General features: G+C 71.9%; 20 protein-coding genes and 2 pseudogenes. 13 read left to right on the top strand and 9 right to left on the bottom strand.

The window, feature by feature from the left end; translation table 11 throughout:
- Window positions 1-48: 48 nt before the first annotated feature.
- Window positions 49-1143, bottom strand: coding sequence for a baeRF3 domain-containing protein (locus tag ACWC94_RS30925; RefSeq protein WP_450800529.1), 1095 nt, complete (start codon window positions 1141-1143; stop codon window positions 49-51).
- A gap of 157 nt (window positions 1144-1300) precedes the next feature.
- Between ACWC94_RS30925 and ACWC94_RS30920 the strand changes: the two genes are divergently transcribed.
- Both ACWC94_RS30920 and asnB read left to right on the top strand, forming a co-directional pair.
- On the top strand, window positions 1301-2080 hold the full coding sequence (locus tag ACWC94_RS30920; protein ID WP_450800528.1) for an alpha/beta fold hydrolase: 780 nt from the start codon (window positions 1301-1303) through the stop codon (window positions 2078-2080).
- A gap of 280 nt (window positions 2081-2360) precedes the next feature.
- Window positions 2361-4202: an asparagine synthase (glutamine-hydrolyzing) gene (gene asnB / locus ACWC94_RS30915; protein ID WP_450800527.1), complete on the top strand. Its 1842-nt coding sequence runs from the start codon at window positions 2361-2363 to the stop codon at window positions 4200-4202.
- Here asnB and ACWC94_RS30910 read toward each other — a convergent pair.
- Together ACWC94_RS30910 and ACWC94_RS30905 are read right to left on the bottom strand one after the other, a co-directional pair.
- Window positions 4195-4719, bottom strand: coding sequence for a DUF4232 domain-containing protein (locus tag ACWC94_RS30910; RefSeq protein WP_450800526.1), 525 nt, complete (start codon window positions 4717-4719; stop codon window positions 4195-4197). The two genes, asnB and ACWC94_RS30910, sit on opposite strands and share 8 nt — an antisense overlap.
- Window positions 4720-4847: 128 nt before the next feature.
- Window positions 4848-6461 carry an alpha/beta hydrolase gene (locus ACWC94_RS30905; RefSeq protein WP_450800525.1) on the bottom strand — a complete coding sequence of 538 codons (1614 nt, stop codon included), beginning with the start codon at window positions 6459-6461 and terminating at the stop codon, window positions 4848-4850.
- A 308-nt stretch (window positions 6462-6769) separates the two neighbouring features.
- Here ACWC94_RS30905 and ACWC94_RS30900 point away from each other — a divergent pair, with 308 nt between their 5' ends.
- The 3 genes from ACWC94_RS30900 to ACWC94_RS30890 all read left to right on the top strand — a co-directional run bounded on the left by ACWC94_RS30900 (window position 6770) and on the right by ACWC94_RS30890 (window position 8969).
- Window positions 6770-7405 (top strand): chaplin, encoded by a 636-nt coding sequence (locus ACWC94_RS30900; RefSeq protein ID WP_450800524.1) that lies wholly within the window; start codon window positions 6770-6772, stop codon window positions 7403-7405.
- Window positions 7406-7500: 95 nt separating this feature from the next.
- On the top strand, window positions 7501-7953 hold the full coding sequence (locus ACWC94_RS30895) for a hypothetical protein (protein WP_450800523.1): 453 nt from the start codon (window positions 7501-7503) through the stop codon (window positions 7951-7953).
- 161 nt (window positions 7954-8114) lie between these two features.
- Window positions 8115-8969: a GNAT family N-acetyltransferase gene (locus tag ACWC94_RS30890; RefSeq protein WP_450800522.1), complete on the top strand. Its 855-nt coding sequence runs from the start codon at window positions 8115-8117 to the stop codon at window positions 8967-8969.
- Between the two features lie 104 nt (window positions 8970-9073).
- On the opposite strand, the gene ACWC94_RS30885 is transcribed toward ACWC94_RS30890, so the two are convergent.
- On the bottom strand, window positions 9074-10306 hold the full coding sequence (locus ACWC94_RS30885; protein WP_450800521.1) for an MFS transporter: 1233 nt from the start codon (window positions 10304-10306) through the stop codon (window positions 9074-9076).
- Window positions 10307-10359: 53 nt separating this feature from the next.
- On the opposite strand from ACWC94_RS30885, the gene ACWC94_RS30880 reads away from it, so the two are divergent.
- The gene (locus ACWC94_RS30880) at window positions 10360-10734 is read left to right on the top strand and encodes a MerR family transcriptional regulator (RefSeq protein WP_450800520.1); all 375 of its coding nucleotides are present in this window, start codon (window positions 10360-10362) and stop codon (window positions 10732-10734) included.
- Window positions 10735-10774: 40 nt separating this feature from the next.
- A complete protein-coding gene (locus ACWC94_RS30875; RefSeq protein WP_450800519.1) occupies window positions 10775-11551 on the top strand; it encodes a GNAT family N-acetyltransferase in 777 nt (258 codons plus the stop codon).
- Between the two features lie 8 nt (window positions 11552-11559).
- Here the strand turns inward: ACWC94_RS30875 and ACWC94_RS30870 are convergent, their stop codons facing one another.
- Complete coding sequence (locus ACWC94_RS30870) at window positions 11560-11823, bottom strand: GlsB/YeaQ/YmgE family stress response membrane protein (protein ID WP_450800518.1); 264 nt, start codon at window positions 11821-11823, stop codon at window positions 11560-11562.
- Between the two features lie 212 nt (window positions 11824-12035).
- On the opposite strand from ACWC94_RS30870, the gene ACWC94_RS30865 reads away from it, so the two are divergent.
- Window positions 12036-13490 carry a hydrolase gene (locus ACWC94_RS30865; RefSeq protein ID WP_450800517.1) on the top strand — a complete coding sequence of 485 codons (1455 nt, stop codon included), beginning with the start codon at window positions 12036-12038 and terminating at the stop codon, window positions 13488-13490.
- A 40-nt stretch (window positions 13491-13530) separates the two neighbouring features.
- On the opposite strand, the gene ACWC94_RS30860 is transcribed toward ACWC94_RS30865, so the two are convergent.
- The gene (locus ACWC94_RS30860; protein WP_450800516.1) at window positions 13531-16251 is read right to left on the bottom strand and encodes a glycoside hydrolase family 2 protein; all 2721 of its coding nucleotides are present in this window, start codon (window positions 16249-16251) and stop codon (window positions 13531-13533) included.
- A 107-nt stretch (window positions 16252-16358) separates the two neighbouring features.
- On the bottom strand, window positions 16359-17543 hold the full coding sequence (locus tag ACWC94_RS30855; RefSeq protein WP_450800515.1) for an ROK family protein: 1185 nt from the start codon (window positions 17541-17543) through the stop codon (window positions 16359-16361).
- A gap of 118 nt (window positions 17544-17661) precedes the next feature.
- On the opposite strand from ACWC94_RS30855, the gene ACWC94_RS30850 reads away from it, so the two are divergent.
- Both ACWC94_RS30850 and ACWC94_RS30845 read left to right on the top strand, forming a co-directional pair.
- Complete coding sequence (locus tag ACWC94_RS30850) at window positions 17662-19095, top strand: APC family permease (RefSeq protein ID WP_450800514.1); 1434 nt, start codon at window positions 17662-17664, stop codon at window positions 19093-19095.
- Between the two features lie 104 nt (window positions 19096-19199).
- On the top strand, window positions 19200-19967 hold the full coding sequence (locus ACWC94_RS30845) for an ArsR/SmtB family transcription factor (protein WP_450800546.1): 768 nt from the start codon (window positions 19200-19202) through the stop codon (window positions 19965-19967).
- Window positions 19968-20040: 73 nt separating this feature from the next.
- On the opposite strand, the gene ACWC94_RS30840 is transcribed toward ACWC94_RS30845, so the two are convergent.
- The gene (locus tag ACWC94_RS30840; protein WP_450800512.1) at window positions 20041-20475 is read right to left on the bottom strand and encodes an SPW repeat protein; all 435 of its coding nucleotides are present in this window, start codon (window positions 20473-20475) and stop codon (window positions 20041-20043) included.
- A 199-nt stretch (window positions 20476-20674) separates the two neighbouring features.
- Here ACWC94_RS30840 and ACWC94_RS30835 point away from each other — a divergent pair, with 199 nt between their 5' ends.
- The gene (locus ACWC94_RS30835; RefSeq protein WP_450800511.1) at window positions 20675-20851 is read left to right on the top strand and encodes a hypothetical protein; all 177 of its coding nucleotides are present in this window, start codon (window positions 20675-20677) and stop codon (window positions 20849-20851) included.
- A 15-nt stretch (window positions 20852-20866) separates the two neighbouring features.
- Here the strand turns inward: ACWC94_RS30835 and ACWC94_RS30830 are convergent.
- Window positions 20867-21165, bottom strand: a pseudogene (locus tag ACWC94_RS30830) (LysR family transcriptional regulator); the annotation flags it as partial.
- 3 nt (window positions 21166-21168) lie between these two features.
- Between ACWC94_RS30830 and ACWC94_RS30825 the strand changes: the two are divergent.
- Both ACWC94_RS30825 and ACWC94_RS30820 read left to right on the top strand, forming a co-directional pair.
- A pseudogene (locus ACWC94_RS30825) lies at window positions 21169-21339 on the top strand (acyl-CoA dehydrogenase family protein); the annotation flags it as partial.
- Window positions 21340-21394: 55 nt separating this feature from the next.
- Entirely contained in the window at window positions 21395-21931 is a 537-nt protein-coding gene (locus ACWC94_RS30820) for an HXXEE domain-containing protein (RefSeq protein WP_450800510.1), read from the top strand.
- Window positions 21932-22086 lie beyond the last annotated feature (155 nt).

Raw genomic sequence — 22086 nt, 5'->3', positions numbered from 1 at the left:
CCCCGGGGCCCGCCGGTTCCGGGGGAGTGCCACCGCCGGGGGACGGCTTCAGTACCGCAGCACTCCGGCGATCCCGTTCGCGTCGGCCAGCGTGCCGTCGGGTACGAAGCGGACGTCGGCGCCGGTCTCCAGGCACTGCTCGACGATCTCGTCCACGATGTCCTCGCGGGCGTCCAGGTCGCCGGACTCGGCCGGCACCAGATGCTCGCCGAGGTCGCGGACGGTCGCCCGGAAGTTCTCCTCCACGGCGAGCAGCCGGACCCGGCCCTCGCGGGCGCTCTGCCACAGCTCGTCCAGACCGGCCGCGTAGGTCCGGTGGCCGCGTGCCGAGGTCAGCTCCCGGACCACGTCCATGGTGCCCTTGCGGGCCTCGGCGTCCAGCACCGGCCGCAGCGCCTGCCACACCGCCTCGGGACCGGCGTGTGCGAGGCCGCCGTGCGGGACGTGGACCGCCGCCTTGGCGACGCTGCCGACCTCGTCCAGCAGGGACAGCGCCGCCTGTTCGCCGGTGACGTACAGCGGCCGGGGCTGGTCGCGCAGGATCGTGTTCATGGCGGTGTCCGCCTCGCGCAGGAACTGCCGGGTGCCCTCGTCGCTGAAGGTGCTCGGCAGGCCGCCCGTGCGCATCTGGCGCTCGGGATCGAAGTTCTCCTGCCTGCGCTCCAGCGGGAAGCCGCCCGAGAGGTCCTGCACCACACGGTCGTCGCCGCCGCTCCACAGGGTGACGCGGTCCGCGGAGACCGACAGCACCCAGAACGGGCGTCCGGCGGCCTGTGCGGCGACCAGGTTGCGGGTGAGGAAGGTGTCCGAGAGCACCACCCGCTCGGGGACGGTGCGGGCCAGGGACCACACCTGGTGCTCACCCGGGGCGGCGAAGATCACCAGGCCGTCCTCGGCGTGCGCCAGGTCCACTTCCGCCAGCGCCCGGTCGAGCTGCGCCACGACCTCGTTGCGCCGCTCGCGGGTGACGGCGGGGTCGGACTCCAGGCGTCTGCGGGCCTCGGTGACCACATTGCGCAGCCGGACGGGATCCTGCCCGTTCTCGGGTTCGCGGCGGTGCGTCGGGGTCAGCACCGACACCGCCGGATACGGACGCGGGCGCCGGAGTTCGGCGAGGGTCGCGGGACTCAGTGCGTGCTCCATGACAGCACGATAGGTCGGATTCACATGTCCGGCATTCGGGGTAATCCGGACCCGAGGCCCCGGTGAACGTCGTTGGCGCACCCCGGTGACGCGAGGCCCCGCGGACCGTTACCGTACCGGCCAGTAACCGATCGCGGCGCACCTCCGGAGGCCTGACATGCCGCAGCTCGAACTCGACGGAGCGGCCCTGACGTACGACGACGAGGGTCCCCGTGACGCACCGCAGGTGCCCCTCGTGTTCGTCCACGGCTGGACCGCCGACCGGCACCGCTGGGACCACCAGATCGCGCACTTCTCGCCGGGGCGCCGGGTGATCCGGCTGGACCTGCGCGGGCACGGCGAGAGCACCGGGGCCGGGGTGCGCACCATCGCGGAACTGGCCCAGGACGTCCTGGCCCTCCTCGATCACCTGAAGGTCGAACGGTTCGTGCTGGTCGGCCACTCGATGGGCGGGATGATCGCGCAGACCATCGCCCTGGCCCATCCCGAGCGGGTGGAGCGGATGGCGCTGGTGGGGTCCATCGGCCGGATGACGTACAGCCGCGGCCGGGGGCTGCTCATGGCGGCCTCCACCCTCGTGCCGTACAAGCTGTTCGTCGCCGCCAACATCCAGCGCGCCTTCGCGCCCGGCCATCCGCGTGCGGAGATCCGCGCGCACATCCGCGCCTCCGCCGCGACCCCCCGCGAGGTCGTGATGACGCTGTACGGCGCGATGCGCGCCTTCGACGTCCTGGACCGGGCCGGCGAGATCCGCACGCCCACCCTGATGGTGCACGGCTACCACGACGTCCAGCTGCCGGTGCGGCAGATGCTCCGGATGGCCAAGGCCTACCCGGACGCGGTCGTGCGCATCCTCGACGCGGGCCATGAGCTGCCGTTGGAGAAGCCGGCCGAGCTGACCGCCGTACTGGATCGGTTCCTGACCGAAAAGGCCTGAGTCCTTGCCTGTTTGAGGAAGTTTTTGCCCGTGGCCGGTTCCTGACGGCACCGGCCCGGTGGCACCGGCCGTGCGGGGTGTCGCGCGAGCACAAAACGGCCGGAATCAGGGGGTGCCGGAGGCCGTTCGTGTGACCGCCGCGTTGACTGCCTCGGGCAACTGCCGGAGGCTGGTCATATAGGTGCTAGGTACAACTGGTTTGCGGACCGGTCCCGGGTTCACCTGGGAAGGCCGAGGTGAGCGGGGGAGCCGGTCTCGCGCCGGAGGCAGGAGGTAGCGCATGTGCGGCATCACCGGATGGGTCTCCTTCGACCGTGACCTCACCACCGAGGCCACCACCTTGCATGCGATGACCGAGACGATGGCCTGCCGCGGACCGGACGACCGCGGCACCTGGATCCAGGGGCCCGCCGCCCTCGGGCACCGCCGGCTCGCGATCATCGACCTCCCCGGCGGCCGGCAGCCGATGTCCCTCGACACCGCCGAGGGGACCGTCGCCATGGTGTACTCCGGAGAGGCGTACAACTTCACCGAGCTGCGCCGGGAACTCGAGGGCCGCGGCCACCGGCTCACCACCGACTCCGACACCGAGGTCGTGCTGCACGGCTACCTCGAATGGGGTGACGCGGTCGCCGAGCGGCTCAACGGGATGTACGCGTTCGCCGTCTGGGACGGCCGCCACGACAAGCTCGTGATGATCCGCGACCGCATGGGCATCAAGCCGTTCTACTACTACCCCACCCCCGACGGCGTCCTGTTCGGCTCCGAGCCCAAGGCGATCCTCGCCCATCCGCTCGCCCGCCGCAGGGTCGCCCTCAACGGGCTGCGGGAACTGTTCGTCCTGGTCAAGACGCCCGGACACGCGATCTGGGACGGCATGCGCGAGGTGGAACCCGGCACGGTCGTCACCGTCGGCCGCTCCGGCCCGGCCACCCGCGTCTACTGGCGGCTGGAGACCCGCCCGCACACCGACGACCGCGACACCACCATCGCCACCGTGCGCTCGCTGCTCGACGACATCGTGCGCCGCCAGCTGGTCGCCGACGTCCCGCGCTGCACCCTGCTCTCCGGCGGCCTCGACTCCTCCGCGATGACCGCGATCGCCGCCCGGCAACTCGGCGAGCACGGCGAGAAGGTGCGCAGCTTCGCCGTCGACTTCGTCGGGCAGACCGACAACTTCGTCGCCGACGAACTGCGCGGCACCCCCGACACGCCCTTCGTGCACGACGTGGCCGAACTGGCGGGCACCGACCACCAGGACATCGTCCTCGACGCACAGTCCCTCGCCGACCCCGCCGTACGTGATCAGGTGATCCGCGCCCGCGACCTGCCGGCCGGCTTCGGCGACATGGACGCCTCGCTGCTGCTGCTCTTCCGCGCCATCCGCGAGAAGTCCACGGTGGCCCTGTCCGGCGAGTCCGCCGACGAGGTCTTCGGCGGCTACCTGCAGTTCTTCGACGAGGAGGCGCGGCGCGCCGACACCTTCCCCTGGCTGTCCAGCATGGGTCGGATGATGGGCGACGACGCCGAGGTACTGCGCGCCGACCTCACCAAGTCCCTCGACCTGGAGGGCTATGTCGCAGACGGCTACCGCACCGCGGCAGCCGCCGTCGACCGGCTGGACGGCGAGAGCGACTTCGAGTACCGGATGCGGCGGATGAGCCATCTGCACCTCACCCGCTTCGTCCGCGCCCTGCTCGACCGCAAGGACCGGATGAGCATGGCCGTCGGCCTGGAGGTCCGGGTCCCGTTCTGCGACCACCGGCTGGTCGACTACGTCTACAACGCCCCCTGGGCGTTGAAGTCCTTCGACGGGCGGGAGAAGAGCCTGCTGAGGGAGGCGGCCGCGGACGTCCTGCCGCGCTCGGTGTACGAGCGGGTCAAGAGCCCGTACCCGTCCACGCAGGACCCGCGGTACGCCCGCGCCCTCCAGGAACAGGCCAAGGAACTGCTGTCCCGGCCCTCCCACCAGGTCTTCGACCTCGTCGACCGCGACCGGCTCCGCCGGGCCGCCGAACGCGAGGAGCCGGTCGGCACCCAGGCGGCACGGCGAGGCCTGGAACGCACCCTGGACCTCGCACGGTGGCTGGAGCTCTACACCCCCGAGGTGACGCTCAGCTGAGGCCGATGGCCCGGTCCGCGGCCGCCGCCGTGGGCTGCCACCACGTCGTCACCGGCTCCCACACCAGGACCTGCCTCCCGGTGCCGAGCCGCGCGGCGGTGAAGGAGCGGCCCCAGTGCGCGGCCGACGCGGCCACGGTCACGGTGCCCACCCGGCGGGCCTCCCGGTCCGCCGGGTCGACGATGGTCCGCACGTCGGCGTAGGCGGTCCGGCCCGGCGCGAGCCGGTAGCCGCCGGTGGCGCCCTTCGGCGTCGGCAGGGCGGCGCCGTCCAGGTTCCCGAAGGTCACCGTGGGCACGCGGTCGACGACGCACGCGCGGGCGCCGCGGTTGGTGACGCTCATGCGCACCACGGTCGGGTCGCCGGCCGCGGCCTTCGCCCGGACCGTCAGCGACGTCTCGGCACAGCGGACCGGCCGGGCGTGGTCCGTGGCGGCCTGGCTCTGCGGCGCGGTCAGCAGCAGGACCGCCGTGGCGGCGGAAGCGGCGGGTACGGCGATGGCGGCGCGGATGCGCATGGTGGGCTCCCCCTGTCCTGGTCACGTAACGGGATGCGGCGGCCTGAGCACGCCTGCCCAGTGTGACGGCCGCGATGCGCGCGAGGTTGTGCCGGATTCGCACCTGTTACCCGGTTGCGTCGCCACTGTCATCGGTTGGCGGTGCTCGCGGAGCTGCTCCAGTCGTCGCCGTCCGCCGGGCAGGAGCTGCCGCTCGGCGGCAGGGTGCCGTAGAGCAGGAAGTCGTCGACCTTCCGGTGGACGCACTTGGACGAGCCGTACCCGGTGTGGCCGTCGCCCTTGTTGTCGAGCACCACGGCCGACGGGCCGAGCCGTGCGGCCGTCTCCACGGTCCACCGGTACGGCGTCGCCGGGTCGCCGCGCGTGCCCACGAGCAGCATCTTCGCCGAGTGGACGTCCTTCACCCGGTCGCGGATGAAGTCGGTGCCCCTGGGCCAGCCGTAGCACATGAGCAGCTGGGTCAGCCGGTAGCGGCCGAAGACCGGGGAGGCCTGCTCGTACGCGGACCGCAGGTTCCTGAGGTCCCTGGTGACCTGGGCCGAGTCGGGCCGGTCGGGGTCGTCCGCGCAGTTGACCGCCATCAGGGCGGACGCCAGGTTGTCCGCCGGGACGTTCTGCGGATCGACGAGACCACCGTTTTGGGGGTGCCCTGGGCGGGGCGGAGCGGCGCCGCCGTCGGCGAAGTTCAGCACGCCCCGCGTGTCGCCGTTCTCCGTCAGCGAGGCCAGGGCGCGCTCCAGGGCGGGCCACAGTTCCTTGCTGTAGAGGGCCTGGCCGATGGCGCCCACCAGGTCCTGTCCCGAGAAGGTGCCGCCGAAGTCCATCGGGACCGGGTTCGCGTCGAGCGAGTGCACCAGCCCGGCCACCTGCTCCCCGGCCGTACGCCGGTCCTGTCCGAACGGACAGGCGACGTCCGTCGTACACCAGTCCAGGAAATCGTCCAGCGCGGTCTGCTCCCCCTGGGCGCCGGCCACCCCCTGCTCGGACAGCGGCTCGGTCAGGGTGTCCACGCCGTCCAGGGCGATCCGGCCGACCTTGTCCGGGAACTGCGCCGCGTACACCGCGCCGAGCCGCGTGCCATAGGAGAAGCCGAGGTAGTTGAGCTTCTTGTCGCCGAGGGCCTGGCGTATGACGTCCAGGTCGCGGGAGGCGTTGACGGTGCCGATGTGCTGCAGCACCGGACCGGAGTGCCGGGCGCACTCGTCGGCGGCCTTCCGCAACTTCGTGAGCAGCGCCTGCGGATGGGCGAGGTCCGGGTGGCCGCCCGTCGCGTCCGCGGCCTCCTCGCCGCCCTCGCCGCAGCTGACGGGGGAGGACCGGCCGACGCCACGCGGGTCGAAGGTGACCACGTCGTAGCCGTTGGTCAGATCCATGAACTCTTTGGCGTCAGAGGCGAGTTCGGGTATCCCCGCGCCGCCCGGGCCGCCGAAGTTCAGCAGCACCGAGCCCCGTGACGTGCCGGTCGCCCGATACCGGGCGAGGGCCACGTCGAGGGTGCCCGCGCGGGGCCGGGCGTAGTCGAGCGGCACGGTGACCTTCGCGCACTGGAGGTCCTTCGGCATGTCCGGGCCCTGGCAGGCCGCCCACGTGACCTTCTGCCGGTAGAACCGGGACAGGTCGGGCTGCGGCTGCGGCCGGTCGGTGCCGGCTCGGGGCAGCCCGGCACCCAGCAGGGCCAGGGCGAGGGCCCCGGCGCCCGCACAGCGCCGCACGGCGGGCCGTCTGGACAGCTTGGCCAGCATCGAATCGCCTCCCGGGACGCCTGTCGCGGACCGGGGGACGGCGCCCTCGACTCACCATAAGCGGGCCCCGCAGGGCCCGCCTCCGGACGAGCGGGGCGGCGTCCGGTGCCGTACCCTTCGCGCCCTCCATGCCCGTTGGCGATCATTGAGCGGCTTTACATGCAGTTCGATAACAGTGTCGCTCGACGGGGTGAAAGACCGATAAGCCATAACTCGGATGGTTCGCCTGCGTTCTATGTGGTGCGGGTGAGTGCCCGCGACGATGTCTGGAAGGCAGGGAACCTATGAGACGGGCTACCCGAAACGGTGTGATCGCCGTCGCCGCCGCATCCGGGGCGATGGCCCTGGCGCTGCCGGTGTCCGTGGCCTTCGCGGCCGACGGCGCGGGCGCCGACGGCTCCGCGGCCGGCTCGCCCGGGTTGATCTCCGGCAACGGCATCCAGCTCCCGGTGCACGTGCCGGTCAACGTGTGCGGCAACACCCTGAACGTGGTGGGGCTGCTCAACCCGGCCGTCGGCAACGCCTGCGCGAACCGCGGCACCGCCGAGGGCGGGTCGTCCACGTCCCGCGGGGCGTCCGCCCACGGCGGCGCGCACGACTCGCCCGGCGTGCTGTCCGGCAACGACGTCCAGCTCCCCGTGGACCTTCCGGTCAACGTCAGCGGCAACAGCGTCAACGTGGTGGGGGCGGGCAACCCGGCCGTGGGCAACCAGTCCGTCAACGGCGAGGCGCCCGGCACCCCCCGCCGCCCGCGCACCCCGGCCCCGAAGCCGCCGACCCCCGCGAAGCACCATCCGAGCCCGCGCGCACACCCCGTCGCGCAGTCGGCGGCGCTGGCCCACACCGGAATGGACGTGACGGCCCCCGCCGTCGCCGGCAGCGCCACGCTCCTCCTCGCGGGCACGGCCCTCTACCGCCGCTTCCGCTCCGGTCGCCCCAGCTGACCGCCACCCGGGGAGAGGCCCCACCGGACACCGGCCCGGTGGGGTCCGCACCGCCCACGGGCCGACGGGGCCACCGGGCGCGGTAAGTTGATCGGATGACGGACGGCATACGCGAGCGCCGGCGGGCACTGCCGCGCCCGGCGCGCTGGGCCCTCGTGGTGTACGCCGGCGGATTCCTGGAGGGGACCTGCTCCCACGCCCTCTGCCTGGCGCGGGGCGGTATCCACGCCTACTCCGGCTTCGGCCCGGTCCCGTTGCAGGCGTTCTTCGTCGCCCTGGTCGTCCTCGACCCCCTGGTCGTCGTCCTGACCCTGCGGACGCGGCCCTCGGCCGTCTGGGCGGCGGGCGGCGTGATGGCGCCGGACGTCCTCGCCAACTGGTACGTCAACTGGTCCTGGGTGAAGAGGGACCCGGTGCACCTGCTGCAGCCGGTCGGCCTGTTGCCCATCACCTTGTTCGGGCTGTTCGTCACGGCGACGATGCTTCCCCTGCGGAAGGCGTTCACCGGCGTGACCCCGCGGCAGCCCGGCGCATGCCGCGCCAGGTGACGGCCACACTCGCGATGACCGCGAGAAGGACCGAGCCGACGACCACCGAAGCGAAGTCAAGCCGGGTGTGCGCAACGGCTGATCTTGCCGTGGCGCGCGCACCCGTTGATCCGGAAGGATGCGGTACGGCAGTCCGGTCCCGACGGAAATGGAGCGCATCGATGACCTCTGCGGCCCCCGACGACCTCGTCGTCACGCAGGCCACCCTCGCCGACTGGCCGGTGATCGCCGGGTGGGCGGCGGCGGAGGGCTGGAATCCCGGACTGTCCGACGGGCCCGCGTTCTTCGCGCAGGACCCCGGCGGGTTCTTCCTCGGCCGCATCGACGGGGAGCCGGTCTCGGCCGTCTCCGTCGTGAACTACGGCGCGGACTACGCCTTCCTGGGCTGCTACCTCGTCCGCCCCGACCTGCGCGGTCACGGTCACGGCCTCACCACCTGGAAGACCGCCCTCGCCCACGCCGGCGACCGGACCGTCGGCCTGGACGGCGTCGTCGCCCAGCAGGACAACTACCGCCAGTCCGGGTTCGAACTCGCCTACCGCACCATCCGGTTCACCGGCACCGCCCCGCGGGGCGGGACACCCGCGGGTGTCCGTCCGGCCGGTCCCGGCGACCTCGCGGCGATCACCGCCTACGACCGTGCCTGCTACCCGGCCGACCGTCCGCGCTTCCTCGCCGAGTGGCTCACCGGCCCCGGCCACCGGACCTTCGTGCGTCACGACGGCGCACGCCTCACCGGCTACGGCGTCCTCCGCCCCGGCCGGGACACCCTGCGCGTCGGACCCCTCTTCGCGGACACCGCCGACGACGCCCGCGCCCTCTTCGCCGCCCTCACGGCCGACGCCGCCGGACAGGAGGTCGCCATCGACGTGCCCGAGCCGAACGAGGCGGGTGTCGCCCTCGCCGAAGGGGCCGGCTTCCGGGCCTCGTTCGAGACCGCGCGCATGTACACCGGGCCCGTCCGCCCGCACGCCCAGGACCGCGTGTTCGGCGTCACCACCCTCGAACTCGGCTGACCGGCCGATCCGTTGACCCGCGGTTCCGCCGCGTGGGCGCGACCCGCCACGAAGGTGCCGCCGCGGACGAACGGCGGCATCTCGGCGGCACTCCGAGGGGCACGCTAGGGCACCGGCTCGGCCCGTACGTCCGCCCTCGGGGCGACGCCGTGTCGCCGGGCCGGGAAGGCGTACCGCCGGCACGCCGCGACCGTCGCCGACGCGAGAACGGCGGGCACCAGCGCGGTCCAGGGCAGGGCTCCGGCGCCCAGTGCGTCCAGGGCCACGCCACCGGTGAGCGAACCGGCGGCGATACCCGCGTTGTACACCGTCGTCTGCAACGAGGTCGCCACATCGGCCTCGGCCGGCCCTGAGGCGTCGACCAGCGCGGTCTGGATCAGCGTCGGCGCCCCGCCGAAGGCCACGCCCCACAGGGCCACCGCCCCGATCAGCAGCAGAGGCGTCCGCGCGCCCAGGGCCAGCACCAGCAGCACCCCGGCGAACAGGACGAGCGCCGCGAGCAGTGTCGCGCGCGGATGCCGGTCGATCAGGACTCCGGTGACCCAGATCCCGGCCACCGTGGCCGTCCCGAACAGCGCCAGCAGCAGGCCCGTACGCCCGTACCCGGCATGCCGGGCGAACGGGGCGACGTAGGTGAACATCACCTGGTGCCCCAGCAGCAGGAACAGGGTCACCGACAGCACCGGGCGGATCCCGGGGCGCCGGGCGACGCGGAGGAGCGGTACGCGCGCGTGCGGGGGTTCGCCGGGGAAGCCGGGCACCCCGAGCCGTATCCAGGCCACGAGCAGGACGGCGAGCGCGGCCAGTGTCCCGAAGGCCGCCCGCCAGCCCACCGCACCGGCGAGCGCGGTACCGGCGGGCACACCGAACGACAGGGCCAGGGTGATACCGGCGAGCACGATCGCGATGGCCCGTCCGCGCCGCTCGGCCGGCACCATACGGGCCGCGTAACCGGCCAGCATCGCCCACAGCGTGCCCCCCGTCGCGCCGGCCAGCAGCCGCGCCGCGAAGGTGAGCGGATACGACGACGACAGCGCCACCAGCGCGTTGCTGACGGCGAAGCCCAGCAGGGCGCCGCACAGCACCGGCCGCCGCGGCAGCCTGCGCAGGGCCGCGGTGACGGGCACCGCGGCCAGGAAGGAGGCCGCCGCATAGGCGGTGACGAGGAAACCGATCCGGGACTCGGCGACGCCCAGCGGGGGCGCCATCGCGGGCAGCAGGCCCGCCGGGAGGAGTTCCGTGAGGACGGCGGTGAACGCCGCGCAGGACAGGGCCAGCAGCCCCGACCAGGGCAGCGGATAGTGCTTGACCTGGGAAGACGTGGAGGACACGGTCATGCGACCATGGTCGGAGTCTGACATCAGTGTGAAGGTCAAGCGCGGAGGCAAGCATGCGCATCGGTGAACTGTCCCGTCGCACGGGTGTCGCCACCCGCCTGCTGCGCTACTACGAGGAACAGGACCTTCTCCACCCCGAGCGCGCCGACAACGGCTACCGCAGCTACCCGGACTCCGCGGTCGCCGACGTCCAGCAGATCCGCGGCCTGCTGGACTCCGGCCTGACCACCGAGATGATCCGCGTGATCCTGCCGTACCTCTCCGGCCCCGGTGACCTCCACCCGCCCGCCGAGTGCGTGACCCCCGAGACGGCCGCCCTGCTCCAGGGGCACATCGAACGCATCCAGTCCCGCATCGACTGCCTGGCCCGCAACCGCGACCGCCTCGGCGCCTACCTGGCCGCCGTACGGCCGGATGACCCGCGGTAATCCCGTTGCCGGGCCCGAGCGTTCCTGCTGAGCTGGGCCCATGGACCACTCGGCGGTGCTCGACCGCTACGACCGTGACATGCGCGAGAACGCGGCCCCCGACGGCCCCGGTGCCCGGATCGAACGGACCGGTGCGGTGGTGCGCCAGGTCGCGGACGCGCACGGCTGGAACGGCGTGCTCTGGTCCGACCTGAATGCGGCGAACGCGGACCGGGTGATCCAGGACCAGATCGCCCACTTCACGGGCCTCGGTCGCGACTTCGAGTGGAAGCTGTACGGTCACGACCGGCCGGAGGATCTCGGTGCCCGGCTCACCGCCGCCGGATTCCGGGCCGAGCCCGAGGAGACGCTGCTGATCGGCGAGACCGGCCGGCTCGCCCTGGATGCCGAACCGCAGGCGGGCATCCGTCTCGTGCGGGTCACCGATCCGGCCGGCGTCGACCTCGTCGTGGGCGTCCACGAGAAGGCGTTCGGCACCGACGGCACCCGGCTGCGGCACCGGCTGCTCGCCCGCCTGGACGCCGACCCCGGCACGGTCGTCGCCGTCGTCGCCCTCGCCGGGGGCGAGCCTGTCGGCGCCGCCCGGATGGAGCTGGTGCCCGGCACCCGGTTCGCCGGGCTGTGGGGCGGCGGCACCGTCGAGGCCTTCCGGGGCCGGGGCATCTACCGCGCCCTGGTCGCCCACCGGGCCCGCGTCGCCGCCGCCCACGGCTACCGCTACCTCCAGGTCGACGCCTCAGCCATGAGCCGCCCGATCCTCGAGCGCCTCGGCTTCCAGGCGGTGAGCACCACGACCCCCTGTCTGTACGCGAGTTGAAGCCGGCGTCAGTGGCGTACCCGGGCCCGGTCCAGCGCGGCGACACCCACCGCGGCCAGGGCGATCTGGATGAACCACTCGATCCAGTCGGGCCCCTTGGTGTTCGCGACCCCGAACCCGGCGGCGATGGCCGAGCCCAGCAGTGCGGCCACGATACCGACCACGATGGTCCACAGGATGCCGATGTGCTGTCGCCCGGGGACGACCAGGCGCCCCAGGACCCCGATGACGAGCCCGATGACGATGGCACTGATGATGCCCGAGATCTCCATGTCCACCCCTTTTCGTCGTGTCTCCCGCTCATCATCTGCCCGCTGTGGGCGGAGGCAGTCCGCCCCGCTTATTGCCGGGACTTTCTGTTCATCCGTCCTTCATGCCATGTACCTTTCAACAAATCGACGCGTGTAGAACCCTCAAACGGGCTCTACGCGCGCAGACTTGGCGCCCGCACCGCCTCTCCCCACCCCTCATGGAGGTTCGCCGGATGCTTCGAACCAGGAGATCCCGCCACAGACTCACCACCGCCCTGGCCGGATTCGGGCTGCTGCTCACCGGGGCAGCGGTCCAGGTCGGCAGCGGTACCGCCGCCCACGCGGCGACCACCCACCGCGTCCTGTTCGACAACGCCCACGCGGAGACGGCCGGAAACGCCGACTGGATCATCTCCACCAGTCAGCCCGACCCGCTCGGCCAGGACTCCTCCCCGTCGGCCGAGACGGACTGGACCGGCGCCCTGTCCTCCTGGGGCGTGGCGCTGCAGAGGACCGGCGGCTACAGCCTGAAGACGCTGCCGTCCGGCTCCAGCCTCAGCTACGGCGGCTCGTCCTCGACCGACCTGTCGAACTTCGACACACTGGTCCTGCCGGAGCCGAACACGCTGTTCACGAGCGCCGAGAAGACGGCGATCATGAACTTCGTGAAGAACGGCGGCGGGCTGTTCATGATCTCCGACCACACCGGGGCCGACCGCAACAACGACGGCCAGGACGCGGTCGAGATCCTCAACGACCTGATGACGAACAACAGCGTCGACTCCACCGACCCGTTCGGCTTCTCGATCGACTCGCTGAACATCGGCTCCGACCACCCGGCGGCGATCAGCGACAGCACCGACCCGGTGCTGCACGGCTCCTTCGGCACCGTCACCAAGAGCCTGATCGCCAACGGCACCACCGCCACGCTCAAGCCGTCGGACAACCCGGACGTCAAGGGCCTGCTCTACCGCACCGGTTACTCCGGAAACACCGGCGCCTTCTTCCTCACCAGCACCTTCGGCAGCGGCCGCGTCGCCTTCTGGGGAGACAGCTCCCCGATCGACGACGGCACCGGCCAGTCCGGCAACACCCTGTACGACGGCTGGAACGACTCCAGCGCCACCGACGCCCCCCTCGCCCTGAACGCCACCGCCTGGCTGGCCGGTTCCGGCACCAGCGGCGGCGGCAGCGGAGGCGGCGGTACCGGCGGCTGCACCGCCGCCCAGCTACTGGCCAACCCGGGCTTCGAGTCCGGTGACACCTCCTGGACCGCCTCCAGTGGTGTCGTCAGCAGCGACACCGGCGAGGCCGCCCGCACCGGCTCCTACAAGGCCTGGCTCAACGGCTACGGTTCCGCCCACACCGACACGCTCTCCCAGTCGGTGACCGTCCCGGCAGGCTGCACGAGCGCGACGCTCTCCTTCTACCTGCACGTCGACACGGCGGAGACGACCACCTCGACCGCGTACGACACGCTCAAGGCACAGGTGGTCAACGGCAGCGGAACGGTGCTGTCCACGCTGGCGACCTACTCGAACCTGAACGCGGCGAGCGGATACACCCAGCGCAGCTTCAACCTCGCGGGCTACGCGGGCCAGACGGTCACGATCAGGTTCACCGGCACGGAGGGATCCACCCTCCAGACGTCGTTCGTGATCGACGACACCGCGCTCAACGTGAGCTGAACCCCGCGGGGGCGGGCCGTCCGGGCCCGCCCCCGCCCGGTCAGGCCGCCGGCACCGTGGTCTGCGGGGTGTTCCAGCCGGAGACCCGCACACCCGGCGCCGAGCCGTGCAGATCGGCCGTCCGGTAGGTGGCGGTCAGTGTGACCGACTCGCCCGGCCACAGGGTCACCTCGTTGTCCGACCAGCGCACCGGCAGCACCGGCGTGCCCCGCCCGTCCACGAGGTGGACGTCCGTCAGCAGCGCCGGGGTCGCCCCGCTGCCCGTGTTCCGCAGGGTGACCGTCGTGGTCGAGGTGCCCTCCGACGACTCGGTGGCCGCCGTCGCCGACACCGGCACCCGCGCCATCGAGGCGAGCCCCTTGAGATCGGCGTAGCTCGTCGTCGGCGTGTAGTACCAGGTGGTGCCGTTCCAGTCGAGGGTGTCGGGCCGGGTGGAGAGCCAGTACACGTTCCGGCTCACCTCCTTGCCGTCCGCGCCCGTCAGGACCAGGCGGAGCAGATACGTCGACGGCAGTCCGCTCACCGAGGAGGGCAGGGTGAGGGCGGTGGTGTGCGCCCCGTCGCCGTTCACCTTCAGCCCGCCGGCGGTCTTGTCGTACCTCGGGGTGCCGTCGGGGTCGAAGAGCGTGGCCCGTGCGGTGAGTCCGCTCGCCGCGGTGTGCCGGTGGTTGACGACGACCACCGAGCGGTCGTCGTAGGAGTACTGGACGTGCAGCGGCTCGTTCGCCTTCTTCGCGCCGAAATAGGCTCCGCCCTGGTCCAGGTAGCGATCGGTCAGCTGCCAGTGCAGGGAGGTCCAGCCGCTGTTGAACATCCAGTGGATGACCCCGGTCGAGGGCTTGGCGGAGTCCGTGGCGTTGCGGTCGTACGCCTCGAACTGGGCGCGGACGTTCTCGTACTGGGCCAGCTGGGCCTTGTGGACGTAGTCGGTGAGGCTCGTGGGGGCGCCGTAGCGGCCGGTGAGGGCGGCGTCGTAGATCTTGAGCGTGCCGAAGACCGGGGACGGCGAGCGGTGGTACTGCTTGGCGTCCGGGTCCTTCCAGAGGGTGTCCAGTTCGGCGGGGGTCATCATGCGGTGCAGGGTGTCGAGGGTGGGGATGCTCGGTCCCGCGCTGGTCTCGGAGTTGAAGCCGGTGGCCCCGCCCTCGCGTTTGGCGTACCAGTAGCCGGGCGGTACCCAGTCGTACGGCCCCGTCATCTTCATGCCGGAGGCGCCGAGCTGGGGCGAGGGCTTCTCGGAGGCGGCGGAGACCACCGGCAGGGTCCAGTCGGCGGCCTTCAGGGCGTCCAGGTAGGTCTTCTCGATCTTCGCGTCGGGCGCGAAGTCGCTGCCGATCAGGAAGGAGACCACGCTCGGGTGGTCGCGCAGCCGGGCGGCCTCGGCGGCCATGGACGCCTTCGCCACGGGGTAGTCGGCGTCGGTCCACTTGTCGCCGGTCTCGCCGCCGTTGACCTGGCCCTCCCACTTGTCGCAGCACTCCCAGCCGGGAAGGGTGAGCACGCCGTAGCGGTCGGCCAGGTCGAAGAACTCGTCCGGCTCCAGGTGTCCTTCCAGGCGGATCGTGTTCAGGCCCAGGTCGAGGGCGTACTTCAGCCGGTCCTCGGCATAGGTGCGGTCCCAGCGCAGGAACTCGTCCGGCGACCAGCCGCCGCCCTTGACCAGCAGCCTGCGGCCGTTGATCCGGTACTGGCGCGCGCCGTCGGCGTTCAGGGGCGCCTGGACGTCCCGGATGCCGAAGGTCTCGTGCGCGGTGTCGGACGCCGTACCGGCGACGGACGCGGTGAGGTCGAGGTCGTACAGCGGCTGCCCGCCCATCCCGGCCGGCCACCACACCTTCGGCGAGGTGAGACGCAGGCCGGGGGTGTCGGTGGGGGAGAAGGTGACGGTCTTCGTCTCGTGGGCGGCCAGCGGCACCTGCCGGGTGAACGTCGTCGCGCCGATGCGTCCGGTGATCTCGGCGGTGACCGCGGCGCCGGTGTCGTTGCGGGCCCGCGCCTTCACCGTCAGGTCGGCGGAGGCGAGCGAGGGCACGGCCAGTTCGGTGACGACGTGCGGGTCGCGCAGCGCCACCGGGCCGCCCCTGCGTACCACGACGTCCCGGACGATCCCCATGTTCCGGTCGGCCGGCGGCTGGAGCCAGTCGATCCACCCCGTGGTGAGGTCCTTCTTCGGGTCGTTGGGCTGGATCCGGAAGGCGACCGTGTTGGTGCCGGACCGGACCAGCGAGGTGATGTCCAGTTCGTGCCGGGGGTAGACGCCGGTGACGTCCGCGGCCTTCGCCGCCTGGTGGCCGTTGACATAGACGTCGGCCGCCGAGATCACCCCGCTGAAGTCGAGGAAGGTGCGCCGCGCGGTGTCCTCGACCGTGAAGTCGGAGCGGTACCACCAGGGGACCTGGAAGTCCGCCTTCGCGATCTTCTGCTGGTTGGTGGAGTAGAACGGATCGGCGTACACGCCGTCGGCGATCAACGCGGCCAGGACCGTCGAGCGGGGGCCCGCCGGGAACCAGCCCTTGGCCGGATAGCCGGGGGAGGAGACGGCCGTCGGCGCGTCGCTCACCTTCGCCGAGGACTGGATGGCGTATCCCTGGAGCGGAGTGCCGGTGCCGGCCGCCGAGGGCACGCGGGTGGCCGGGGCGGGCCCGTGCGGCGTCGGCTGAGGCCGGGCGCCGGCCCAGGCGCCGCTGGTCAGGGAGCCGAGCAGGCCGAGGACCAGCGCGGTGACGGCGTACCGGTGTCCGGGGGCGGGGCGAGAGAACATGGCAGAGCTCCGGCCTTGTAAAGTTAGGAAACTTTACTAACCCGGCACAAGCTAGGGGGCGGCGCGGGCCGTGTCAATGACCGTCGGCCTTCGCGCTGTTCGTCCCGTCAGGTTCCGGCCGCCCTGCGCTCGAACACCAGGTCGCGGGCCGTGTCCAGCGCCGTGGCGACCGCGCCGAGCAGGACCGCGTCCTCGCCGAGCCGGCTCGGCGCGATCCGCGGGCGCAGTGGGGTGAGGGTGCGTACGTGCTCCTGGACCGGGCGCAGCAGCAGGTCGACGCTGTGGCCGACGCCGCCGCCGAGCACCACCAGGTCGGGGTCGAGCACGGCGGCGGCCGCCGCCACGGTGTACGCGATCCGCTCGCCCTCCAGCTCCACCGCCCGCGCGGCGGCCGGATGGCCCTGCCGGGCCGCGTCGAAGACCGCCTTCGCCGTGAGCTGCCCGCTCATCCCGAACTCCCGGGCGGCCTCCACCACGGCCACCCCGGACACCGCGTCCTCCAGCCGCTCCGGCTTCTGCCGGCCCGGCCAGGGCAGGAAGCCGATCTCGCCGGCCAGTCCGTGCGCCCCCGTGAACAGCCGCCCCTCGCTGACGACACCCATGCCGAGCCCGGTGCCGATCAGGATGTACGCGAACAGCCGGCTGCCGCTGCCGACGCCGTACGCGTACTCGCCGAGCGCGGCGAGATTGGCGTCGTTGTGCACCTCCAGCGGCACGCCCAGGTCCTCGCGCATCCGGTCGACGAGCCCCGCGCGCCCCCAGCCGGGCAGATGCATCGCGTACCGCACCCGGCGCTGCTTGGCGTCGTAGACGCCGGGCGTGCCGACCACGCCGTGCACCACCCCGGCCGGGTCCACACCCGAATTCGCGATCACCTGGCGGGCGGTGCCCACGACCAGGTCGGCAAGGGCGGCCGAGGCGCGGGCCCGGTTGCGTACGTCGGACCGCGCGACGACCGTGCCGTCCAGGTCGGCCACCGCCACCCGCAGCCAGCCCCGGCCGATGTCGACACCGAGCGCGTACCCGGCGGCCGGGTCGGGGGCGTAGAGCACGGCGGTGCGTCCGCGCTCCGGGGCGTGGGTGCCGACCTCGTGCACCAGTCCGGCCGTCTCCAAAGAGGCCAGCGCGCTGGAGACCGTCGGCTTCGACAGGCCGGTCTCCCGGGCGAGTTGGGCACGCGAGGCGGCACCGAGGGTGCGCAGCCGGTCCAGCAGCAGCCGCTCGTTGGTGCTGCGCAGCCGCCGGCGGCTCCAGGGCCGTTCCTGCTGCTGTTCGACGTCACTGGCGGTCATCGGACCATTCTCAGGTATTCCCGGCGCATACTTGACGCCCCTAGTAAGGCTCCTTAACTTTATCGGCCAGTCAGCCCGCCGGGTGCCGTCGAGGCCGCCCGTGGCGTCAGGAGTCCCCATGTCCGGTAGTCCGCCACCCCCGGGTGGTTTCGTCCGCCGTGTCGGCCTGTTCCAGGCCACGGCCATCAACATGAGCCAGATGTGCGGCATCGGCCCGTTCGTCACGATCCCGCTGATGGTCACCGCCTTCGGCGGCCCGCAGGCGGTCATCGGCTTCGTCGCGGGCGCCGTCCTCGCGCTGTGCGACGGCCTGGTCTGGGCCGAGCTGGGCGCCTCGATGCCCGGCTCCGGCGGCAGTTACGTCTATCTGCGCCAGGCCTTCCAGTACCGCACGGGCCGGCTGATGCCGTTCCTCTTCGTGTGGACGGCGATGCTCTTCATCCCGCTGATCATGTCCACGGGCGTGGTCGGCTTCGTGCAGTACCTGGGCTATCTGGCCCCCGGTCTCGGGCGGACGGCGGGCGACCTGACCGGCCTCGGCGTCATCGCCCTGGTCGTGCTCCTGCTCTGGCGCGGCATCGAGCACATCGCCCGGATCACCACCGTGATGTGGACCGTGATGATCGCCTCGGTGCTCCTGGTGATCGCCGCCGCGGCCACCGACTTCAGTCCGCACCTGGCCTTCACCTACCCGTCGGGCGCCCTCGACCTGACGAGCGACCACTTCTGGCTCGGCTTCGCCGCGGGGCTGACCATCGGCATCTACGACTACCTCGGCTACAACACCACCGCGTACATGGGCGCCGAGATCAAGGACCCCGGCCGTACGCTCCCGCGCTCGATCCTGTTCTCCATCCTCGGCATCATGGCGATCTACCTGCTGCTGCAGATCGGCACCCTCGGCGTCGTCGACTGGCGCCGGATGACCGACCCGCACGACATCGCCTCCACCTCGGTCGCCTCCGCGGTGCTGGAGAGGACCTGGGGCAAGGCGGCCGCCGACACGGTCACCGTGCTGATTCTGGTCACGGCCTTCGCCTCGGTCTTCACCGGCCTGCTCGGCGGTTCCCGGGTGCCCTGCGACGCCGCCCGCGACCGTGTCTTCTTCCGGCCGTACGAGAAGCTGCATCCGCGGCACCGCTTCCCGGTGCTGGGTCTGGCGACCATGGGCGTGATCACCGCGGTCGGCTTCCTGATCGGCCGCCACACCGACCTCGCCACCTTGATCCAGCTGCTGACCACGGTGATGGTCATCGTCCAGGCGCTCGCCCAGATCGTGGCGCTGACCGTGCTGCGCCGACGGCGGCCGGACCTGCGCCGCCCGTACCGGATGTGGCTCTACCCCCTGCCGAGCGTCCTCGCCTTCGCCGGCTGGTGCGTGATCTACGGCTATGCCGACAAGAACTCCCCGGGCCGCCACCCCATCGAGTGGTCCCTGGCCTGGCTGGCCCTTGGCTGTGTGGCCTTCGCCGTCTGGGCACGGCTGGAGAGGGTGTGGCCGTTCGGCGAGAGGGAGATCGGTGAGGAGCGGCAGGTCCTTGAGGTGAGCTAGGGGGTTTCGTTCGGATCGAGGCGGACCTGTCGCGACCCTCGCTCCTTGACATGCAGGTAATTGCCTGCATAATGTTGGGTGTGCGATCAGAGGGCGACACCGGGATGGACAAGGTCTTCAAGGCGCTGGCCGACGACACGCGAAGGCGCCTGCTGGACCGGCTCCACGAGAACAACGGCCAGACGCTGGGCGAGCTGTGCGGGCGCATCGCCATGACCCGACAGTCGGTCACCCAGCATCTGGCCGTCCTGGAGGCCGCCCACCTGATCAGCGTGGTGCGGCGGGGGCGGGAAAAGCTGCACTACCTCAACCCCGTACCACTCCACGAGATCCAGGAGCGGTGGATCGACAAGTTCGAGCGCCCGCGCCTGAGCGCGCTCGGGGCCTTGAAGCGACGAGCCGAGGAAGCCATGACCGACAAGCCGAGTTTCGTGTACGTCACCTACATCGCCAGCACACCCGAGAAGGTCTGGGAGGCGCTCACCGACGCCGACCTGACGGCCGCCTACTGGGGTCACCGCAACGAGTCCGACTGGCGACCGGGCTCCCGCTGGGCGCACGTACGCACCGACGGTTCCGGAACCGCCGACGTGGTCGGCCGGGTGGTGGAGAGCGAACCGCCGACCCGGCTGGTCACCACCTGGGCCGCGCCCGACCAGGAGGACCGGGAGGACCGGCACTCCCGCGTCACCTTCGAGATCAGCCCGTACGAGGACATCGTCCGGCTGACCGTGTTCCACGAGGACCTCAACGACGAGGGCGAGCGCTCGGACGTCGCGTCCGGCTGGCCGGCCGTGCTGTCCAACCTCAAGTCGCTGCTGGAGACCGGCCGCACGCTGCCGCAGGAGCCCTGGCTGGTGCCGGGACGCTGAGCGGGCACCGGACAGGCCGGTCCGGGCGGACCGGCCTGCTCTCCTGTGTGTCTTCCCTTCCCGGCGTCCCCTCTTACGGCCTGGGCGTGCTCTTGGCCGCCGTACCGGCACAGACGAGTCCGAGCACAAGCGCCAGTGCTCCGATGGCGACGTTGTTGATGATCACGCCTGCGTCCGGGCCGCTGCCCACGATCCACGGGGCGATGATCATCCAGATGCCCATGGCGCACATGGCCCAGCTGAGGCCGTACATCCGCTCGGGGGCCCGGGTGAATCCCAGTGCCAGCAGCCCTATGGCGACACCCAGGATCAGGTTGTGCGTCATGAGGGCCGGCTGGCTCGCCGTGTAGTGCACTATCCACGGAGATGCCGCGCAGTAGAGCCCGAGCAGGAAGACCGGCCCGTCCACGAGCGCCACATCACGACCGCCGAGCATACGGGCGTAGCGTGCCCGCATTTCGGAGACATCGGGGTGGGTCGTCATATCACCCCTGTGCAGGTTGGCCATGACTCGTCTCCTTTGACTTCGCAGGCCAGACCGCGTCTGGTGCGGTGTGCGGTTATCCCCGCATGTTCCCAGTTTGCCCTTATTTATTCTTTATGTGTAGGCCCGCATCGGGTGACATGCGGGCGACGGTACGGGGCAATCGAAGGAGTACAGGACGTACGCTCCGTCCGGCCCGCGACCTCGGAGGTGACCGACCGTCATGGATGTGAAGGTGCTGGAGCGGTTCCCCGCCGGAGCCCCCCGCGGATCGTGGCCCGCGGAGGAGTACGCGGCGGCGCGCCGTGCCGAGGGCGAGCGGGTGACCGTGGTGATGGACCTGAACTCCGACGCGTTCCTCGTCGTGGCCGAGGGGCGGAGCGACGACACCCCCTCCTGAGCCGGGCCCCGCCCGTCAGGCCGCCGCCAGCTCCCGTGCCCGGCGTACGAAGGCCGTTGCAGGTCCCGGGCGGCCCGCGGCACCGAGTCCGCGCGTCGGCGCTGGAGCATCAGCAGCACCCGGGTGGTGTCGTCGGCGATCGGCCGGCAGACGAGCGTGCCGGACCGCTCCAGCGGATACCCGACGACGCCGAAGTCCGGCAGTACGGTCGCCCCCAGCCCCTCGGCGACCAGCAGCTTGCCCGTCTCCGCGCCGTCGGTCGAGTACGAGAACGCCGACGTACGGCCCGACAGCAGCCGGTGCACGTACCGGTGCCTCCCTGGTTCGAGAGCGGAGCCGAGACCGCCGCCGAGGACCCCTTCCTCGTCCAGCGCCTCGGTGAACCGGCCCTCCAGGTGAGGGCGGCGGAGGCACTGCTGAAGGAGGCCGCCCGCGCGGTCGACGCCGCCCGTGCCCGCCTCACCGACGGCTCGGGGTCCGCCGCCGCGGCCTCCCAGGTGCCGTTCGCGGCCTGACCAACCGGCCCTGGCAGACTGTCGGTTCATGACACGGGAACCGAACGACGTCTCCGGGGCCGTCACCTGGGGACTGCTGGCCGCGTGGGCCGTGCACGACACCGAGGAAGTCGTCATGGTGCCGCGCTGGGTGCGCACCCATGTGCCGGAGCTGCGCAAGAGATTCCCCCGGGTACCGGAGACGGTGTGGCGGCGGCTGGAGCGCGTCGACGCGCGGGAGTTCGGCACGGCGGTCGCCGCGATGGCGGTCGTGCTGGCCGCCGCGGCCGCCGACGGCCACCGGACCGGGGGCCGCTCGGCCGTCTACCAGACGGCGCTCAACGCCTTCGGGCTGCACGGCCTGGTCCATCTGGCCCAGGCCGCCGCGATGCGCGGCTACACCCCCGGCTCGGCGACCACCCCCCTGGTGGTCCTCCCCTTCACCGTGTGGGCCCGCGGCCGGCTCCGCCGCTCCGCCGTCCTGCGCCCCACCCGGCCGCGGCAACTCGCCGAGGGCCTCGCCTTCGCCGCGGTGGCCGCGGCCGGCACCCACGCACTGGCCCAGGGCGTGCTGCGCCGACGGTGACGACGGGCACCCCGACCGGCCATCGAGGTCACCACAGCGCCGCCGACGCGGCTGGCGCACCGCTGTGCCGGCGTTAAGGGCAAGGTTCACCGCTGGGGCATGAAGGACCGTCCGCGACCGCGGGGATGCGACGACAGCTCCGGCTCAGGTGCTCC

This window comes from Streptomyces sp. NPDC001135, assembly GCF_053598395.1.
This window is presented reverse-complemented; position numbering and strand designations above follow the sequence as displayed.

Bases quoted from the DNA above. Each gene is read 5' to 3' on its own strand.
- ACWC94_RS30925 (WP_450800529.1), bottom strand. From the start codon at position 1,143: ATGGAGCACGCACTGAGTCCCGCGACCCTCGCCGAACTCCGGCGCCCG.
- ACWC94_RS30920 (WP_450800528.1), top strand. From the start codon at position 1,301: ATGCCGCAGCTCGAACTCGACGGAGCGGCCCTGACGTACGACGACGAG.
- asnB (WP_450800527.1), top strand. From the start codon at position 2,361: ATGTGCGGCATCACCGGATGGGTCTCCTTCGACCGTGACCTCACCACC.
- ACWC94_RS30910 (WP_450800526.1), bottom strand. From the start codon at position 4,719: ATGCGCATCCGCGCCGCCATCGCCGTACCCGCCGCTTCCGCCGCCACG.
- ACWC94_RS30905 (WP_450800525.1), bottom strand. From the start codon at position 6,461: ATGCTGGCCAAGCTGTCCAGACGGCCCGCCGTGCGGCGCTGTGCGGGC.
- ACWC94_RS30895 (WP_450800523.1), top strand. From the start codon at position 7,501: ATGACGGACGGCATACGCGAGCGCCGGCGGGCACTGCCGCGCCCGGCG.
- ACWC94_RS30890 (WP_450800522.1), top strand. From the start codon at position 8,115: ATGACCTCTGCGGCCCCCGACGACCTCGTCGTCACGCAGGCCACCCTC.
- ACWC94_RS30885 (WP_450800521.1), bottom strand. From the start codon at position 10,306: ATGACCGTGTCCTCCACGTCTTCCCAGGTCAAGCACTATCCGCTGCCC.
- ACWC94_RS30880 (WP_450800520.1), top strand. From the start codon at position 10,360: ATGCGCATCGGTGAACTGTCCCGTCGCACGGGTGTCGCCACCCGCCTG.
- ACWC94_RS30875 (WP_450800519.1), top strand. From the start codon at position 10,775: ATGGACCACTCGGCGGTGCTCGACCGCTACGACCGTGACATGCGCGAG.
- ACWC94_RS30870 (WP_450800518.1), bottom strand. From the start codon at position 11,823: ATGGAGATCTCGGGCATCATCAGTGCCATCGTCATCGGGCTCGTCATC.
- ACWC94_RS30865 (WP_450800517.1), top strand. From the start codon at position 12,036: ATGCTTCGAACCAGGAGATCCCGCCACAGACTCACCACCGCCCTGGCC.
- ACWC94_RS30860 (WP_450800516.1), bottom strand. From the start codon at position 16,251: ATGTTCTCTCGCCCCGCCCCCGGACACCGGTACGCCGTCACCGCGCTG.
- ACWC94_RS30855 (WP_450800515.1), bottom strand. From the start codon at position 17,543: ATGACCGCCAGTGACGTCGAACAGCAGCAGGAACGGCCCTGGAGCCGC.
- ACWC94_RS30850 (WP_450800514.1), top strand. From the start codon at position 17,662: ATGTCCGGTAGTCCGCCACCCCCGGGTGGTTTCGTCCGCCGTGTCGGC.
- ACWC94_RS30845 (WP_450800546.1), top strand. From the start codon at position 19,200: ATGGACAAGGTCTTCAAGGCGCTGGCCGACGACACGCGAAGGCGCCTG.
- ACWC94_RS30840 (WP_450800512.1), bottom strand. From the start codon at position 20,475: ATGGCCAACCTGCACAGGGGTGATATGACGACCCACCCCGATGTCTCC.
- ACWC94_RS30835 (WP_450800511.1), top strand. From the start codon at position 20,675: ATGGATGTGAAGGTGCTGGAGCGGTTCCCCGCCGGAGCCCCCCGCGGA.
- ACWC94_RS30820 (WP_450800510.1), top strand. From the start codon at position 21,395: ATGACACGGGAACCGAACGACGTCTCCGGGGCCGTCACCTGGGGACTG.